Consider the following 14,813-nt stretch of genomic DNA (forward strand, 5'->3'; position numbering starts at 1 on the left):
GCCGTCAGGCAGGCCCTGACTTTCACCAGGTCGGCCTGATGAACCGATCTCCGTACAAAATCGCGAATTGATTCATCGCACTTTTCCAATCATGCGCCGCTGAGCCCCAGTTTGCCGTGATGTTTCGCAGCCCCAGCCAGATCAGCTTGGTAGCTGCGTCATCGTTCGGGAAATGGCCTCGGGTCTTGATGATCTTGCGCAGCTGGGCATTGATACTCTCGATGGCGTTGGTGGTGTAGATCACTTTCCGGATGGCTGGTGGGAAGACAAAGAAGGGAATCACTCGATCCCAGGCGCGTCTCCAGGCCGCAACGACCGTTGGATACTGCTTGCCCCAGGGCCCGTTTTCAAACTCATCGAGTGCCTGCTCAGCCGCTTCGGCGTTGATGGCCTGGTAGATCGGCTTGAGCGCCTTGGCCAGTGCCCGCCGCTTGTCCCAGGCTGCAAAGTCCAGGCTGTTGCGGATCAGGTGCACGATGCACGTCTGCAGAGTCGTCTCTGGAAACACGGCGCTGAGAGCCTCTGGCATGCCTTTGAGGCCATCGGTCACGGCAATCAGCACATCCTCGACACCACGTGTCTTGAGATCGTTAAAGACCTTCATCCAGAACTTCGCACCCTCGGTGTTCTCGATCCAGATGCCCAAGATATCGCGCGTCCCGTCGGGTAGAACGCCCAGCGCCAAGTAAATGGCCTTGTTGCGCACCAAGCCTTCTTCGCGGATCTTCACCCGCAGTGCATCGAAGAAAATGACCGGGTACATGGGCTCTAGTGGCCGCTGCTGCCACGCGCCAATTTCTTCCATGACCTCGTCTGTCACAGAGCTGATGAAGTCGGGTGAGACCTCTGTTCCATACTGCTCGGACAGAAAGGCTCGGATCTCTCTGACCGTCATGCCACGGGCGTACATGGCGATGATCTTGTCATCGAAACCGGTGTACCGCCGCTCATGCTTGGGGATGAGAATGGGCGCAAAACTGCCGTCTCGGTCACGAGGAATTTCCAGCCGCAGCGGGCCATCGCCGGTCAAAACCGTCTTGCCACTCTTGCCGTTACGCTGGTTGGTTTCATCCTCTGGGCGCTGCGCGCCCGGCGGATAACCCAGGTGGTGGCCAAGTTCGGCGTGCAGAGCGCGTTCGATCAAGGCCTTCTTGAACGCCGCAGAGGCATCCTCGATAGCCTCTGCGGTCATCAGGCCCTCACCGAACTGCTCCAGCAGCTCTTTGGGGATTTTGGGCAGGTCACGCAAGGGTTTCTTTTTGGTTGGCATACATGCACCTCTTACTCATGTTATGCCCGAACACAAAATTTCTGACACCCTCCCCTATCGCGACGCAAGGCCGTTCCCACAAAGTACGTCGTACGCCGATCCTCTGTGGGAGCGGCCTTGCGTCGCGATGGGCTGCAAAGCAGACCCAGAATCCCAACCTCATTCCTCAAACCGGATCGGGCACAACTCCACCCCTTCCAGCTTCTGCAACTCCTCGATCACCTGCGGCCTGGCCCGGTGCAAGGTCAAACTCCCCCCCAATCGCCGCAACCGCCGCGCCTCGCGGTGCAACATGTCCACACCCGAGTAATCGATGAAATTCACCTGCCGGGCATCGATCACTACATGCGGCCCTTGGCAGCGCTGCAAGCGCACCTGCAGGTAATGCGCCGCACCAAAGAAAATCGACCCACCTACCCGCAATACATCCGCGTCCCCTTCACGGCTTTGTTGGATCCGTGGTCGTGAGGTGCGCTTCAAATAGAAGAACAGCGAAGCCAGCACGCCGGCATAGATGGCTGTCTGCAGCTCCAGCAGCAATGTCGCTGCAGCCGTCAGCGCCATCACCAGAAACTCCGAGCGGCTGACCCGGAACAATGCACGGATCCCTCGGTGGTCCACCAACCCCCAGCAGATCAGCAGAATGCTGCCGGCCATGGCCGGTATCGGCAGGTGCGCGATCAGGCCGGCGCCGGTCACGGCGAACAACGCCACCCACAGCGCTGAAAACACCCCGGCCATCGGTGAACGGGCGCCCGCCTCGTAGCTCAGGCCCGAGCGGGTGAAGGAACCGGCAGACAGGTAACCAGAGAAAAATGCACCGGCAATATTCGACAGGCCCTGTGCGCGTATTTCCTGGTCCGGGTCGATCAGTTGTTCTGAACGTGCCGATAGCGAGCGGGCAATCGACAGGCTGGTGACCAACCCCAGCATGCCTACCGCAACGGCGCTGGGCAGCAGACGCAACATGAGCTCCATGTCCAGCAAAGGCAGCGGGCTGAAAGGCGGGAGTTGCCCGGTGAACGCTGCCACCCGCGGTACATGGCCAAAGAAGCCCGGCAGCAGCCAGGCCAGCAAGCTGACCAGGATCAGGCTTATCAACAGGCTCGGCCAGCGTGGGCGCCAGAGTTTGAAGGCCGCACCGATCACGACGGTGGCCAGGCCCAGCAGCAAGGAAGGTAGGTCGACCTCGCCTGCGTGGCTGGCCAGGTCCTGCACGGTCATCAGCGCGGTGGCCTGGCTGGGCAGGGCCATGCCCAGCAGGTTGGGTAGCTGGCCCAAGGCAATGACGATGGCGGCACCCAGCGTGAAGCCGAGCACCACGGAATGGGAGACGAAGTTGACCAGCGCGCCGAAGCGCAATAGCCCGAGCAGCAGCTGGAAAATGCCGCCGAGGAAGGTCAGCAGCAACACCAGCGTGATGTAGTCAGCGCTGCCGGCCACGGCCAGCGGGCTGATGCTGGCGTAGAGCACGATGGAAATGGCAGCGGTCGGGCCGCAGATCAGGTACCAGGAAGAACCCCACAGGCAGGCGATCAGTACCGGCACGATGGCGGCGTAAAGCCCGTATTCGGCGGGCAGGCCGGCGATCAGGGCGTAGGCGATGGATTGCGGCAGGGCGAGGATGGCGCCGCTCAGGCCTACCAGCAGGTCCTGGCGCAGGCTGCGGCCCGATTGGCGGGGAAGCCAGGTGAGGAAGGGCAGCAGTAAAGAGAGGCGATGCATGGGTTATCCACAATCCTTAAGGGGTCGCCAAGCCCTGTGGGAGCGGGCATGCCCGCGAAAAAGCCAACGCGTTGCTTGGCACCGGCTTTGCCGGTGTTCGCGGGCGCGCCCGCTCCCACAGGGTTGGTGTGTTGCTTTGTGAGATTACAGTTTGGCTTTGACGGCCTCCAGGGCATCCCCATCGGCCTTAGTGGTAACTCCGGCCAACCACCCATCCAACCGTTCAGGATGCGCTTTCACCCAGGCCTTGGCCGCTTCATCGAAGCTGATCTTCTTGTCTACCACCTCGGCCATGATGCTGTTTTCCATGTCCAGTGTGAACTTGAGGTTACCCAGCAGCTTCGCGGCATTCGGGCAGGCTTGTGGATAACCCTTGCGCGTCAGCGTGTATACCTCGCCCTTGCTGCCGAACCACTTTTCCCCGCCGGTCAGGTAATGCATTTTCAGCTTCACGTTCATCGGGTGCGGGGTCCAGCCAAGGAAGGTGATGAATTGCTGCTTCTTCACCGCCCGGTCGACCTGGGCCAGCATCGCCTGCTCGCTGGACTCCACCAGCTTCCACTGGCCGAGGTTGAATTCATTCTTGTCGATGATTGCCTTGAGCGACAGGTTAGCCGGGGCGCCGGAGCCGATTCCGTACAGTTTTTTGTCGAACTGCCCGGCGTGTTTTTGCAGGTCAGCGAAGTCCTTCACCCCGGCATTCCACACATAGTCGGGCACTGCGAGGGTGAACTCGGTTCCCTCCAGGTTGCGCGACAGCTGCTGCACATCGCCATTGGCGATGAACTTGTCATGGAAGCCTTGCTGCGCCGGCATCCAGTTTCCGAGGAAGGCGTCGACCTGGCCGTCCTTGAGGCCGCCGTAGATGATCGGTACGGCCAGGCTGTCGATCTTCACCTGGTAACCCAGGCTTTCCAGTAACAGGCGTGCCACGGCATTGGTCGAGGCAATATCACTCCAGCCGGGGTCGGCCATTTTCACGGTACTGCATTGCGCATCGCTGTCTGCGGCGTGGGCCGTGGTGGCACTCAGGGCCAGGGCGAACACGGCGGCGGAGAACTTGTGCATGGCGGCCTCTCTTCTCAATCCAGGGGGGCGGGCTGTGGATAACGTGCCTTGCGTTCGAGGTCATCGAGATCGATGTGGTTGCGCATGTACTGTTGGCTGGCGTCCACCAGTGGTTGGTGGTCCCAGCTTTTCAGCTTGCCGATGGCCAGCGCTTCGGCCACCAGCCGGCGGCGGCGCTGGCTGGCCAGTACCTGCTGGCGCAGGCTGGTGATGTCCCAGCGCTGTTGCGCTTCATCGACAAATGCCTGCAGCAGCACCTGGTGGTCCGGGCTGCCGGTGAGGTTCTCCCGCTCGTGCGGGTCGCGGCTCAGGTCATAGAGTAGGCATGGGTCGTCTTCGCTGTACACGAACTTGTAGGGCCCGCGGCGAATCATCATCAGCGGGCCGACGGTGCCTTCGGCCATATACTCGCCGATCACCTCGTCGTGACCGCCCTGCCCTTGCAGATGGCCCAGAAGTGAGCGGCCGTCCAGCTGCAGGTCTTTATCCACAGCGCCGCCAGCCAGTTCGACCAAGGTTGGCAACAGGTCGCAGGTCGACACCGAGGCAGTGACCCGCCCCGCCGCGAAGCGCTTCGGCGCGTGGATCAGCAGCGGCACCCGCGCCGACATTTCGAACCAGTGCATTTTGTACCAGAGGCCACGCTCGCCAAGCATGTCGCCGTGGTCGCCGGAAAACACGATCAGTGTGTCATCGGCCAGGTTGCATTCCTCCAGGGTCTGCAGCAATTGGCCGATGTTGTCATCGATATAGCTGCACGCGCCGAAGTAGGCGCGGCGGGCATCGCGAACCTTATCCACAGGCAGTGGCTTGTTCCAAAGGTCGTAGACCTTCAGCAGGCGCTGTGAATGCGGGTCGAGTTCTGCCTGGCTGAACTCGGCACGGGGCATGGGGATATCCACACCTTCGTAGCGGTCCCAGTAGCGTTTGGCAATGGTGTAGGGGTCATGCGGGTGGGTCATCGAAACGGTCAGGCAAAATGGCCGGCCATCGTTTTCGCGCACATGGTCGTACAGGTACTGGCGCGCCTTGAACACCACCTCCTCGTCGAAATCCAGCTGATTGGTGCGCACGCACGGACCCGCCTGCAGCACCGAGGACATGTTGTGGTACCAGCTTGGACGCACATCGGGTTCGTCCCAGTTCACCGCCCAACCGTAGTCGGCCGGGTAGATGTCGCTGGTCAGGCGTTCTTCATAGCCGTGCAACTGGTCCGGGCCGCAGAAGTGCATCTTGCCCGACAGCGCGGTGCGGTAGCCCAGGCGACGCAGGTAATGGGCGTAGGTCGGCACATCGGCAGGGAAGTCGGCCGCGTTGTCGTAGGCGCCAATGCGGCTGGGCAACTGACCGCTGACCAGGGTGAAGCGTGATGGCGCGCACAGTGGGCTGTTGCAGTAGGCCGAGTCGAACACCACGGCTTGCTCGGCCAGACGGCCGAGGTGCGGCATCTTGATGGGCGAAGGGCCGTAGATCGGCAGCAAGGGCGCGGCCATCTGGTCGGCCATGATGAACAGGATATTCGGACGCGTCATGGTGGCTTCCATCGTTGAGGGTTATGCGAACCGCTTGCCTACCAAGATGCGACTGTGGATAACATGGGTAAAGCCCATGGCGGGCAATGACTGGGATTAGCCAAGCTTATGTTTGAGCACCTTGCCGGGTTGTCGCTGGATACCTTGCGCGTATTCGAGGCTGCTGCGCGCCTGCGTGGCTTTACCGCTGCGGCGCTGGAGTTGGGTACCACGCAGCCGGCAGTGAGCCAGCAGGTGAAGCGCCTGGAGGCACAGTTGGGCACGCGCCTGTTTGACCGCATTTACCGGGGCATCGAGCTGACCGAGGCTGGCCAGTTGCTGTTCGAACAGGTGCATCAGGGGCTGCAGTCCATGGATGACGGTATTGCCCAGGCCGGCGGGCGCGGCCAGCGCGAAGTGCTGCAGGTCGCCACCGACTTTGCCTTTGCGGCGTTCTGGCTGATGCCAAGGCTGCAGCGCTTTCATGAGGCTTATCCACAGGTGGATGTGAGCCTGGTGACGGGTGAGCGCAGCCAGGGCATGTTGCGCCCGGACATTGATGTGGCGGTGCTGTTTGGCGATGGACGCTTTCACCAAGGAGAAAGCCGCTGGCTATTCGATGAGGAAGTGTTCCCGGTGTGCAGCCCCCATCTGATTCATGGCAAAGCCTTGTCAGCTGTGGCTTTGCAACGATTGCCGCTGCTGCATTTGAAGGGCGAGCAGGCCAGCCGCTGGTTTGACTGGGCGGGGGTATTTCGTGGGTTTGGTGTGGAAAGCTCACCGCCGGCGGGGCAGCTGCGGTTTGATAACTATACCTTGCTGATTCAGGCAGCGATTGCCGGGCAAGGGGTGGCGATTGGCTGGGCGCACCTGGTGGACGGGTTGGTGGAGCAAGGGTTGCTGTGCCGGCCGCTGGAGGGGAGTTTGCGCTCGGAACGCGGCTATTACGTAGTCTTACCGCCGCGCAAGCGGCGTGGGGCGTTGATCGAGCGGTTTGTGGATTGGTTGGAGCAGGAGCGCAGCCTTTGAGATTTTGGGGCCGCTTTGCGGCCCATCGCGACACAAGGCCGCTCCCACAGTGGCACTGCACACGCCGGCCCATGTGGGAGCGGCCTTGCGTCGCGATGGGCTGCGCAGCAGCCCCGGCAATCTAGACCACGAAGTTCAGGTGCTCGCTCCGGTGCAAGTCCAGCTCCAGCATGTCCACCATCCCCGCTGCGATCCTGGACAAGCGCCGCAACGGCTCAGCCAGCCCAGGCTCCAGCGTGCCTTCGGTACTGCGAAAATGCTCCATGCCTAACCCGGCCAGTTCCTGCGGTGCATTGATCAGCGTCCAGTGCAAGGCACTGCGCTGCAACCCATCAACCACCTGGGCCACGCATTCCCGCTCCACCTCGCTGTACTTGCCCGGTTCATCCAGCACATCGAAATCGCCCACAAGCAGCAGCCGGCGTATAGTCGTACGCGCAAGCCCCGCCACCAGCGCCTCGCTCAAGCGTGCCTGCCCCGGCAGGTCACCCGGCGCCAGCGCTGGTAACAGGGCGATCACCGCCGAGCCGCCCGCTGCGCCCTGCTCCGCCTGGTGGGCATCACCCAGCCCCCCTATCTTGAAGTGCAGGCCCGGGCGCGGCGAATGGCGGTTGAGGTCGTCGACCACGGCGATGACTTCGTGCTGGCGCGACAGCAGCTCGACCATCAGGGCATTGCCCAGGCTGCTTTCAGGCCCGAACAGGACCAGTTTGAACACTGGGGTTTCGGCGTTTTTCACTGCATCACTCCCGTTGCAGGTGGTGATGGTTGGACCGCAATCAGGAGTTATCGTGCAGAGGATCAAGGGTTACCACGCCCACGTTTATTACGACGCAGCCACCATGGAGCAGGCCCGCGAACTGTGCGAGGAGGCGGCGCGGCTGTTCCCCGTGACCATGGGGCGCATGCACCAGAAACCGGTTGGGCCGCATCCAGACTGGAGTTGCCAGCTGGCGTTCGGGCCGGAAGTGGTGGGGGTGGTTTTGCCTTGGTTGGCGCTGTACCGCAAGGGCCTGGTGGTATTCATGCATCCGGAAACCGGGGATGAACTGGCGGATCACCGGGATCATGCGATCTGGATGGGGGCCGTGCGGCCATTGAATCTATCGGTTTTTGGGGGCTAGGCGGGGGTTGCCTGTGCTGGCCTCTTCGCGGGTGAACCCGCTCCTACAACGATATCGCAGAGCCAGAGGGTGGCGCTGGCCCCGTAGGAGCGGGATTACCCGCGAAGCAGACGACGCGGTTTAGCGGCGTGCGCCACGCACCCCTTCAGCCAATGCCGAGCACAGGCTCAATACATCGGTCACCGCCTGATCGGCGCTTTTGGCCTGGGCGATCTTGTCGACCAGTGCCGAGCCCACCACCACACCATCCGCCAAGCGGGCAATGTTCGCAGCCTGTTCCGGCGTGCGAATGCCGAAGCCAACGCTGATCGGCAGATCGGTATGCCGGCGCAGGCGGGCAATGGCTTCGGTCACATGCTCGGTGGTCGCCGAACCGGCACCGGTCACACCAGCCACCGACACGTAGTAGACGAACCCGGAGCTGCGCTCCAGCACGCGCGGCAGGCGCGCGTCGTCGGTGGTCGGGGTGGTCAGGCGGATGAAGTCGATGCCTGCGGCCTGGGCCGGGGTAGCCAGTTCGGCGTCGTGCTCTGGCGGAAGGTCGACGATGATCAGGCCATCGACGCCCGCTTCCTTGGCTTGAGTCACGAACGTGTCCACGCCAAAGCGGTGGATAGGGTTGTAGTAGCCCATCAGCACGATCGGCGTGGTCTGGTTATCCACACGGAATTCGCGAACCATCTGCAGGGTCTTGACCAAGGTCTGGCCAGCTTCAAGGGCGCGCAGGGTGGCCAGCTGGATGGCCACGCCATCGGCCATCGGGTCGGTGAACGGCATGCCCAGCTCGATCACGTCGGCGCCAGCAGCCGGCAGGCCCTTGAGGATCTGCAACGAGGCGTCGTAGCCCGGGTCGCCAGCTGTGACGAAGGTGACCAGTGCCGAGCGGCCTTCGGCCTTCAGCTCGGCGAAGCGTTGTTCAAGACGGCTCATGCCTGTTTCTCCTGGGCGGCCATGTGGTTCATGACGGTTTGCATATCTTTGTCGCCGCGGCCCGACAGGCACACGACCATCAGGTGGTCCTTGGGCAGCTTCGGTGCGCGCTTGATCGCTTCGGCCAAGGCGTGGGAGCTTTCCAGGGCTGGAATGATGCCTTCCAGACGGCAGGTTGCGTGGAACGCATCCAATGCTTCGTCATCGGTGATGCTGACGTACTCGACGCGCTTCACCTCATGCAGATAGGCGTGCTCCGGGCCGATGCCCGGGTAGTCCAGGCCTGCGGAAATCGAGTGGGCATCGGTGATCTGGCCGTCTTGGTCCTGCAGCAGGTAGGTGCGGTTGCCGTGCAACACGCCCGGTACGCCGCCGTTCAGGCTGGCGGCATGCTTGTCGGTGTGTACGCCGTGGCCACCGGCTTCAACGCCGATGATCTGCACGCTCGGCTCTTCGAGGAACTCATGAAACAGGCCCATGGCATTGGAGCCGCCGCCGACGCAGGCAACCAGGCTGTCTGGCAGACGGCCTTCCTTCTCTTGCAACTGGGCACGGGTCTCTTTGCCGATGATCGACTGGAAGTCGCGCACCATGGCGGGGTACGGGTGTGGGCCAGCCACGGTGCCGATCAGGTAGAAGGTGTCTTCGACGTTGGTAACCCAGTCACGCAGGGCTTCGTTCATGGCGTCTTTCAGGGTACCGGTGCCGGCGGTAACTGGCACGATCTCGGCGCCCAGCAGCTTCATGCGGAACACGTTCGCCTGCTGGCGCTCGATGTCGGTGGCACCCATGTAGATCACGCAAGGCAGGCCGAAGCGCGCGGCGACAGTGGCGGTGGCGACACCGTGCATGCCGGCGCCGGTTTCGGCGATCAGGCGCTTTTTGCCCATGCGCTTGGCCAGCAGCACTTGGCCGATGCAGTTGTTCACCTTGTGCGCGCCGGTATGGTTGAGCTCTTCACGCTTGAAGAAAATCTTCGCTCCGCCGCAATGCTCGGTCAGGCGCTCGGCGAAGTACAGCGGGTTGGGGCGGCCGATGTAGTCGCGCTGAAAGTAAGCCAGCTCTTCAAGAAACTTGGGGTCTGCCTTGGCCGCTTCGTATTCGCGGGCCAGGTCCAGCACCAGTGGCATCAGGGTTTCGGCCACGTAGCGGCCGCCGAACGAGCCGAACAGGCCATTGGCGTCGGGGCCGGGGCGGTATTGGGACTGGGTCATGGGGCGCTCCAAGGCGTAGTGAATGAGTGATGGGCTTTACTCTAACCACGGCAAGCTCGGCTGAAAACCGATAAGATTGCGTAAACTTGTCAGAAAAACTCACAGGTAAAATGGCCCACGACCTCCCTCCCCTCAATGCCCTGCGCGCCTTCGAGGCTACAGCCAGGCTGAACAGTGTCAGCCAGGCGGCGGAAGCGCTGCACGTCACCCACGGCGCTGTCAGCCGGCAGATCAAGGTGCTTGAGGAGCATCTGGGCGTAGCCCTGTTCGTCAAGGACGGGCGTGGCATCAAACTCACAGATGCCGGTATGCGTCTGCGCGATGCCAGCGGTGAGGCCTTCGACCGGCTGCGCAGCGTGTGTTCCGAGCTCAGCCGTGATGTGAGCGAGGCGCCATTCGTGCTGGGCTGCTCGGGCAGCCTGCTGGCGCGGTGGTTTATTCCGCGGCTGGGGCGGTTGCAGGCGGATTTGCCTGAGCTGCGCTTGCACCTGTCGGCGGGTGAGGGCGACCTTGACCCGCGGCGGCCCGGGCTGGATGCGTTGCTGGTGTATGCCGAGCCACCGTGGCCAGCGGACATGCAGGTGCATGTGCTGGCCGAGGAATGCATCGGGCCGGTGCTCAGCCCGCATTTCGCAGGTTTCCAGCGCTTGCAGGGCGCGCCCGCCAAGGCACTGCTGGGCGAAGCCTTGCTGCACACCACGTCACGCCCACAAGCCTGGCCGACCTGGGTGGTGCAACAGGGCCTGGAGCCGGCGGCCATTCACTATGGCCAGGCCTTCGAGCACCTGTATTACCTGCTGGAGGCTGCCGTGGCCGGATTGGGCGTGGCGATAGCACCGCAGCCGCTGGTCGCCGATGACCTGCGGGCGGGCCGATTGAGTGCGCCTTGGGGCTTTTCACCTACCCAGGCGGCGCTGGCATTGTGGGTGCCACGGCGCGCCGCAGACGGGCGCGCCGAGCAGTTGGCGCAGTGGTTAAGGGCGGAACTTGCGCGGCAGAGCGCTTAGTTTCGCTTGCATATCAGGTAGGCCGCCAGCAGGCCCAGCGCACCAATGGCCACACCGGCGGTGGTGTAGGGGTGTTCCTGGGCGTAGTCCCGGGTGGCTTTGCCGGTCTGGCGGGTGCGCTGCTTCACTTCCTCGTACGCATCGCTCAGTAGGCTGCGCGAATGACGCAGTGCGCTTTCAGCGTTGCTGCGGATTGCCTTCACCGACTTCTGGGACTCTTCCGACGCATCATGCTTGAGGTTTTCCAAGCTTTTCAGAAGGCTCTCGATCTCCGCTTCCATGCTTTCCAGGGACGTTTTACGCAGCGAGTTGCGGTGCATGTTGACTCTCCTTTGCAGTATGGGCTGTAAGGATTGCGACCCTTGGGCTGCGTGAAAGTGCGATCGAACTTTCGCAGACAGTGACCGCTCGCAGGTAAACCAGGCCTGCGCTGCTAGGCTGAATCTCACTGTCAACCATGGAGAGCACTCATGACCGATCATCACACCTACAAGAAAATCGAACTGGTCGGGTCTTCGCCCACCAGTATCGAAGAGGCAATTAACAATGCTCTGGCCGAAGCCGGTAAAAGCATCAAGCACCTGGAATGGTTCGAAGTGGTCGATACCCGCGGCCATATCCGCGACAACAAAGCGGCGCACTTCCAGGTCACGCTGAAGGTCGGCTTCCGTATCGCCAATAGCTGAAACAACGTTGGGTTGTATGATCCCGGCGTGATGAGGTATTCAGAAAAGGGGCGCCTTGGTGGGGCCCCTTCTGATTTCATCTGCACAAGGAACGCGAGTGATGAACAAACTGATTCTGGCGCTGGGCCTGATGACCCTGGCCGGTGGTGCGCTGGCAGCGGGCAAACCGTGCGAGGAACTGAGGGCGGAAATTGCGGCCAAGCTGGATGCCAAGGGCGTCACTGGCTACAAGCTGGAGATCGTCAAGAAAGGCGAGCCGGCGGGCAAGGTGATTGGTAGCTGCGAGGCCGGTACCAAAGAGATTGTTTACCGCCGCGGCTAATGTGTTTGCTAATTCGCGGGCTTGCTCGCTCCCAAGTCAACCTATGGGAGCGGGCGAGCCCGCGACGAGGGTCACTCGGTCTTGAGGGCCTGCGCCATCAGCTCATATGACCGAATGCGGTCCGCATGCTCATACAGGTCACAGGTAAAGATCAGCTCATCCGCACCCGTCTGTTCCAGCAGCACTTCTACCTTGGCCTTTACCTTCCGCGGGCTGCCGATCATGGCCAGCCCCAGGAAGCTGCCCACCGTCTCTCGCTCATGGGGCAACCACAGCCCATCCATGCTTTCCACGGGTGGCTTCTGCATCAGGCTCTGGCCGCGAATCAGCGCCAGGATGCGCTGGTAGACCGAGGTGGCCAGGTATTCGGCCTTCTCGTCGGTCTGCGCCACCACCATGGGAATGCCCAGCATCACATACGGCTTGTCCAGCGTGGTCGAGGGCTTGAAATGGTTGCGGTACACGCGAATGGCCTCGTGCATGTAGCGTGGCGCGAAATGCGAGGCGAAGGCGTAGGGCATGCCGCGCATGCCCGCCAGCTGGGCACTGAACAGGCTGGATCCCAGCAACCACATCGGCACGTCGGTGTCGTACCCCGGTACGGCGATCACTTTTTGATCATCAGTGCGTGGCCCGAGGTAGCGCGAAAGCTCCTCGACATCGTCTGGGAAGTCGTCCGGGCCGCCGGCACGGTCGCGTCGCAGGGCATAGGCCGTCATCTGGTCCGAACCCGGTGCACGGCCCAGGCCAAGGTCGATACGCCCCGGATACAGGCTGGCCAAGGTGCCGAACTGCTCGGCGATCACCAGTGGCGCATGGTTGGGCAGCATCACCCCGCCAGAGCCCACGCGAATACGTGAGGTCCCCCCGGCCAGGTAGCCGATCAGCACCGCAGTCGCCGAACTGGCGATGCCGTCCATGTTGTGGTGCTCGGCCACCCAGAAGCGGTTATAGCCAAAGCGCTCGACATGCTGCGCCAGGTCCAGCGAGTTGCGCAGCGATTGCGCGGGGCCAGCGTCGGCGCGTACGGGCACCAGGTCCAGGGTGGAAATCTTCAGGTCACGCAGCTGCGTCATGGAGCCTCCGCAAAAGTGATTGGCCAGAGGCCTTTTTGACTCTGTATGGGCGCGTTCGTTGGATTCAATGCCTGCAAGCATATTGCTCTGAACTTGCGGCGGGCGGCAGGCCTCTGAACCCTAGGTAAGCAACCCAGTGACCAGGAGGCATCATGAAAAAGACAGCATCGGCGATCTGGCAAGGTGGCCTGAAGGATGGAAAAGGTCTGCTTTCTACCGAAAGCGGCGCACTCAAGCAGAACCCTTATGGCTTCAACACACGTTTCGAGGGCACGCCCGGCACCAACCCGGAGGAGCTGATTGGCGCGGCCCATGCCGGTTGCTTCTCGATGGCGCTATCCATGATGCTCGGCGAGGCGGGGCTTACCGCAGAGCGGATCGACACGGCTGCAGAGGTGACGCTCGACAAGCAAGCTGACGGTTTTGCCATTACCGCGGTGCATCTGGTGCTCAGGGCCAAGGTACCTGGGGCCAGCGAGGCTCAGTTCCTGGAGATTGCCAACAAGGCGAAGGAAGGCTGCCCGGTGTCCAAGGTTTTGAATGCAAAGATCAGCCTGGATGCGGCGCTGGTGGGGTGAAACGGTGCAACGGTGGTGGTTTGCTGTAGTCTAAAGGACGTCGGCAGCGCCACTGCCCTTTCCAGGAGCCGTTCCATGATTCGCGTAGCTATCGCTGTGTTGGCTTCCCTTGTCGCCACGTCTGCGCTGGCGGCCGTCAAGCCATGCGAGGAGCTGAAAGCCGAGATCGAGGCCAAGATCCAGGCCCAAGGGGTTTCGTCCTACACGCTGGAGATCGTGCCCAACAGCGAGGTCAAGGACCAGAACATGGTCGTCGGGACCTGCGATGGCGGGACGAAGAAGATCATCTATCAGAAGAACGATCGATAAGCATCAGGGCCCGGGGCTGCGAAGCAGCCCCACACTCACGGGATGCAGAACACTTCGCTAGGCTCGTTCACCACCACCTTGCGGTTGGCGTCATATAGCAGCACCTGCGGCTCCATCACCGGCGCCCGCGCTTCCAGGCGATAGCGCTCGCCGGCCTTGAAGTTGTCAAAGCGGACGGTCAGGTAGCAGGTTCGGTCCCTGGGTTGTGACATGAGGCCGCCCGAGTAGATTTCATAATCGAAGCGCACCACCAGTTCATGCTTGCCCGGTGTCACCTGAAAGTACCGGCCATCGTCCAGGCGCTTGCCGTCGAGGCGGTCGGCCATGATCACCCGACCGGGGGTCATGGTGTACAGATCGACCCAGGCCTGCTTGGGGTCGACGGGCGGCAAGGGGCTGGCGCAAGCCCCCAGTGTACTGAGGGCGATCAGCATCATGGGCTGGCGCATGGCAAAACTCCCACTTGCGATTTACAAGTAACAAGCATAGCGCCGTTTGTGCGGTTCAGGTGCGCTGACAACCCGCCGGCAGCCCTTGACCCAGCAGTTTTTGCTGGTGGTCGTAGAGTTTTATCCAAGGGCGGAAGCCAATGCTGCCAGCCTGCAGCTGATAACGCTGCCCGGCGCTGAAGTCCTTGAAGGTCAGCTTGACCTGGCAATCGCGCCACAGTGGCTCCTCGACGGGGCCGATATTGCTGGGGTTAACCGGAAACTGATAGCGCACGGTCAGTTCGTGGCTGCCGGGTTGAACCTCGAAATAGCGGCTGTCAGCCCAGTCACGCTCATCGACCTGCACGGCGTCTAGCGAAGTATTGTCGTAGCGGGTGAGGTCGATCCAGGCCTGATTCGGGTCTGGGTCTGGCAATGTTGAACAGGCAGAGATCAACAACACTGAGCCGGCGACCAATAATGCACGCATGGCGAAACTCCCCCTTGGCGAGATAGTCTTGGAGCGAAATGGTCTT

General features: G+C 62.0%; 18 protein-coding genes. 7 read left to right on the forward strand and 11 right to left on the reverse strand.

Annotated elements, in window-relative coordinates; all coding sequences use genetic code 11:
* Nucleotides 1-22: 22 nt before the first annotated feature.
* The 4 genes from LU682_RS00160 to betC form a co-directional block, all read right to left on the reverse strand.
* Entirely contained in the window at nt 23-1,270 is a 1,248-nt protein-coding gene (locus tag LU682_RS00160) for an IS256 family transposase (RefSeq protein ID WP_060489951.1), read from the reverse strand.
* A gap of 159 nt (nt 1,271-1,429) precedes the next feature.
* Nucleotides 1,430-2,995, reverse strand: coding sequence for a SulP family inorganic anion transporter (locus tag LU682_RS00165; RefSeq protein ID WP_010951481.1), 1,566 nt, complete (start codon nt 2,993-2,995; stop codon nt 1,430-1,432).
* Nucleotides 2,996-3,139: 144 nt separating this feature from the next.
* Nucleotides 3,140-4,063 (reverse strand): choline ABC transporter substrate-binding protein, encoded by a 924-nt coding sequence (gene choX / locus LU682_RS00170; protein ID WP_049588430.1) that lies wholly within the window; start codon nt 4,061-4,063, stop codon nt 3,140-3,142.
* A gap of 14 nt (nt 4,064-4,077) precedes the next feature.
* Nucleotides 4,078-5,595, reverse strand: a complete 1,518-nt coding sequence (gene betC, locus LU682_RS00175; protein ID WP_010951483.1) for a choline-sulfatase — start codon at nt 5,593-5,595, stop codon at nt 4,078-4,080.
* Nucleotides 5,596-5,703: 108 nt separating this feature from the next.
* On the opposite strand from betC, the gene LU682_RS00180 reads away from it, so the two are divergent.
* Nucleotides 5,704-6,603 carry a choline sulfate utilization transcriptional regulator gene (locus tag LU682_RS00180; protein WP_010951485.1) on the forward strand — a complete coding sequence of 300 codons (900 nt, stop codon included), beginning with the start codon at nt 5,704-5,706 and terminating at the stop codon, nt 6,601-6,603.
* 121 nt (nt 6,604-6,724) lie between these two features.
* Here LU682_RS00180 and LU682_RS00185 read toward each other — a convergent pair whose 3' ends face one another.
* The gene (locus LU682_RS00185) at nt 6,725-7,342 is read right to left on the reverse strand and encodes an NAD(P)H-binding protein (RefSeq protein ID WP_010951486.1); all 618 of its coding nucleotides are present in this window, start codon (nt 7,340-7,342) and stop codon (nt 6,725-6,727) included.
* A 52-nt stretch (nt 7,343-7,394) separates the two neighbouring features.
* Between LU682_RS00185 and LU682_RS00190 the strand changes: the two genes are divergently transcribed.
* Nucleotides 7,395-7,727: a DOPA 4,5-dioxygenase family protein gene (locus LU682_RS00190; RefSeq protein WP_020189868.1), complete on the forward strand. Its 333-nt coding sequence runs from the start codon at nt 7,395-7,397 to the stop codon at nt 7,725-7,727.
* A 120-nt stretch (nt 7,728-7,847) separates the two neighbouring features.
* Here LU682_RS00190 and trpA read toward each other — a convergent pair whose 3' ends face one another.
* Both trpA and trpB read right to left on the reverse strand, forming a co-directional pair.
* A complete protein-coding gene (gene trpA, locus LU682_RS00195; RefSeq protein ID WP_010951488.1) occupies nt 7,848-8,657 on the reverse strand; it encodes a tryptophan synthase subunit alpha in 810 nt (269 codons plus the stop codon).
* Complete coding sequence (trpB, locus tag LU682_RS00200; RefSeq protein WP_010951489.1) at nt 8,654-9,871, reverse strand: tryptophan synthase subunit beta; 1,218 nt, start codon at nt 9,869-9,871, stop codon at nt 8,654-8,656. The genes trpA and trpB overlap by 4 nt, the downstream gene beginning before the upstream one ends.
* Before the next feature lie 110 nt (nt 9,872-9,981).
* Here trpB and LU682_RS00205 point away from each other — a divergent pair, with 110 nt between their 5' ends.
* Nucleotides 9,982-10,878, forward strand: a complete 897-nt coding sequence (locus LU682_RS00205; RefSeq protein ID WP_010951490.1) for a LysR family transcriptional regulator — start codon at nt 9,982-9,984, stop codon at nt 10,876-10,878.
* On the opposite strand, the gene LU682_RS00210 is transcribed toward LU682_RS00205, so the two are convergent.
* Nucleotides 10,875-11,198, reverse strand: a complete 324-nt coding sequence (locus LU682_RS00210; protein ID WP_014589231.1) for an ElaB/YgaM/YqjD family protein — start codon at nt 11,196-11,198, stop codon at nt 10,875-10,877. The two genes, LU682_RS00205 and LU682_RS00210, sit on opposite strands and share 4 nt — an antisense overlap.
* A gap of 150 nt (nt 11,199-11,348) precedes the next feature.
* Between LU682_RS00210 and LU682_RS00215 the strand changes: the two genes are divergently transcribed.
* Together LU682_RS00215 and LU682_RS00220 are read left to right on the forward strand one after the other, a co-directional pair.
* Complete coding sequence (locus LU682_RS00215) at nt 11,349-11,564, forward strand: dodecin (protein ID WP_003253076.1); 216 nt, start codon at nt 11,349-11,351, stop codon at nt 11,562-11,564.
* A 100-nt stretch (nt 11,565-11,664) separates the two neighbouring features.
* Nucleotides 11,665-11,886, forward strand: a complete 222-nt coding sequence (locus tag LU682_RS00220) for a DUF1161 domain-containing protein (protein ID WP_049588427.1) — start codon at nt 11,665-11,667, stop codon at nt 11,884-11,886.
* A 71-nt stretch (nt 11,887-11,957) separates the two neighbouring features.
* Here LU682_RS00220 and LU682_RS00225 read toward each other — a convergent pair whose 3' ends face one another.
* Nucleotides 11,958-12,962, reverse strand: coding sequence for an LLM class flavin-dependent oxidoreductase (locus LU682_RS00225; protein WP_010951493.1), 1,005 nt, complete (start codon nt 12,960-12,962; stop codon nt 11,958-11,960).
* Between the two features lie 152 nt (nt 12,963-13,114).
* Between LU682_RS00225 and LU682_RS00230 the strand changes: the two genes are divergently transcribed.
* Nucleotides 13,115-13,540 (forward strand): OsmC family protein, encoded by a 426-nt coding sequence (locus LU682_RS00230; protein ID WP_003253070.1) that lies wholly within the window; start codon nt 13,115-13,117, stop codon nt 13,538-13,540.
* Nucleotides 13,541-13,615: 75 nt separating this feature from the next.
* Nucleotides 13,616-13,849 (forward strand): DUF1161 domain-containing protein, encoded by a 234-nt coding sequence (locus LU682_RS00235; protein WP_020191563.1) that lies wholly within the window; start codon nt 13,616-13,618, stop codon nt 13,847-13,849.
* Between the two features lie 35 nt (nt 13,850-13,884).
* Here LU682_RS00235 and LU682_RS00240 read toward each other — a convergent pair whose 3' ends face one another.
* Both LU682_RS00240 and LU682_RS00245 read right to left on the reverse strand, forming a co-directional pair.
* Nucleotides 13,885-14,298, reverse strand: coding sequence for a lipoprotein (locus LU682_RS00240; RefSeq protein WP_010951495.1), 414 nt, complete (start codon nt 14,296-14,298; stop codon nt 13,885-13,887).
* 55 nt (nt 14,299-14,353) lie between these two features.
* Nucleotides 14,354-14,767, reverse strand: a complete 414-nt coding sequence (locus LU682_RS00245) for a lipoprotein (protein ID WP_010951496.1) — start codon at nt 14,765-14,767, stop codon at nt 14,354-14,356.
* Nucleotides 14,768-14,813: the final 46 nt, after the last annotated feature.

It is taken from the genome of Pseudomonas alloputida, assembly GCF_021283545.2.
Classification (GTDB): domain Bacteria; phylum Pseudomonadota; class Gammaproteobacteria; order Pseudomonadales; family Pseudomonadaceae; genus Aquipseudomonas; species Aquipseudomonas alloputida.

What these genes read in the sequence shown, in the direction of transcription:
- LU682_RS00160 (WP_060489951.1), bottom strand. Translation starts at nt 1,270, where the DNA reads ATGCCAACCAAAAAGAAACCCTTGCGTGACCTGCCCAAAATCCCCAAA.
- LU682_RS00165 (WP_010951481.1), bottom strand. Translation starts at nt 2,995, where the DNA reads ATGCATCGCCTCTCTTTACTGCTGCCCTTCCTCACCTGGCTTCCCCGC.
- choX (WP_049588430.1), bottom strand. Translation starts at nt 4,063, where the DNA reads ATGCACAAGTTCTCCGCCGCCGTGTTCGCCCTGGCCCTGAGTGCCACC.
- betC (WP_010951483.1), bottom strand. Translation starts at nt 5,595, where the DNA reads ATGACGCGTCCGAATATCCTGTTCATCATGGCCGACCAGATGGCCGCG.
- LU682_RS00180 (WP_010951485.1), top strand. Translation starts at nt 5,704, where the DNA reads ATGTTTGAGCACCTTGCCGGGTTGTCGCTGGATACCTTGCGCGTATTC.
- trpA (WP_010951488.1), bottom strand. Translation starts at nt 8,657, where the DNA reads ATGAGCCGTCTTGAACAACGCTTCGCCGAGCTGAAGGCCGAAGGCCGC.
- trpB (WP_010951489.1), bottom strand. Translation starts at nt 9,871, where the DNA reads ATGACCCAGTCCCAATACCGCCCCGGCCCCGACGCCAATGGCCTGTTC.
- LU682_RS00205 (WP_010951490.1), top strand. Translation starts at nt 9,982, where the DNA reads ATGGCCCACGACCTCCCTCCCCTCAATGCCCTGCGCGCCTTCGAGGCT.
- LU682_RS00210 (WP_014589231.1), bottom strand. Translation starts at nt 11,198, where the DNA reads ATGCACCGCAACTCGCTGCGTAAAACGTCCCTGGAAAGCATGGAAGCG.
- LU682_RS00215 (WP_003253076.1), top strand. Translation starts at nt 11,349, where the DNA reads ATGACCGATCATCACACCTACAAGAAAATCGAACTGGTCGGGTCTTCG.
- LU682_RS00220 (WP_049588427.1), top strand. Translation starts at nt 11,665, where the DNA reads ATGAACAAACTGATTCTGGCGCTGGGCCTGATGACCCTGGCCGGTGGT.
- LU682_RS00225 (WP_010951493.1), bottom strand. Translation starts at nt 12,962, where the DNA reads ATGACGCAGCTGCGTGACCTGAAGATTTCCACCCTGGACCTGGTGCCC.
- LU682_RS00230 (WP_003253070.1), top strand. Translation starts at nt 13,115, where the DNA reads ATGAAAAAGACAGCATCGGCGATCTGGCAAGGTGGCCTGAAGGATGGA.
- LU682_RS00235 (WP_020191563.1), top strand. Translation starts at nt 13,616, where the DNA reads ATGATTCGCGTAGCTATCGCTGTGTTGGCTTCCCTTGTCGCCACGTCT.
- LU682_RS00240 (WP_010951495.1), bottom strand. Translation starts at nt 14,298, where the DNA reads ATGCGCCAGCCCATGATGCTGATCGCCCTCAGTACACTGGGGGCTTGC.
- LU682_RS00245 (WP_010951496.1), bottom strand. Translation starts at nt 14,767, where the DNA reads ATGCGTGCATTATTGGTCGCCGGCTCAGTGTTGTTGATCTCTGCCTGT.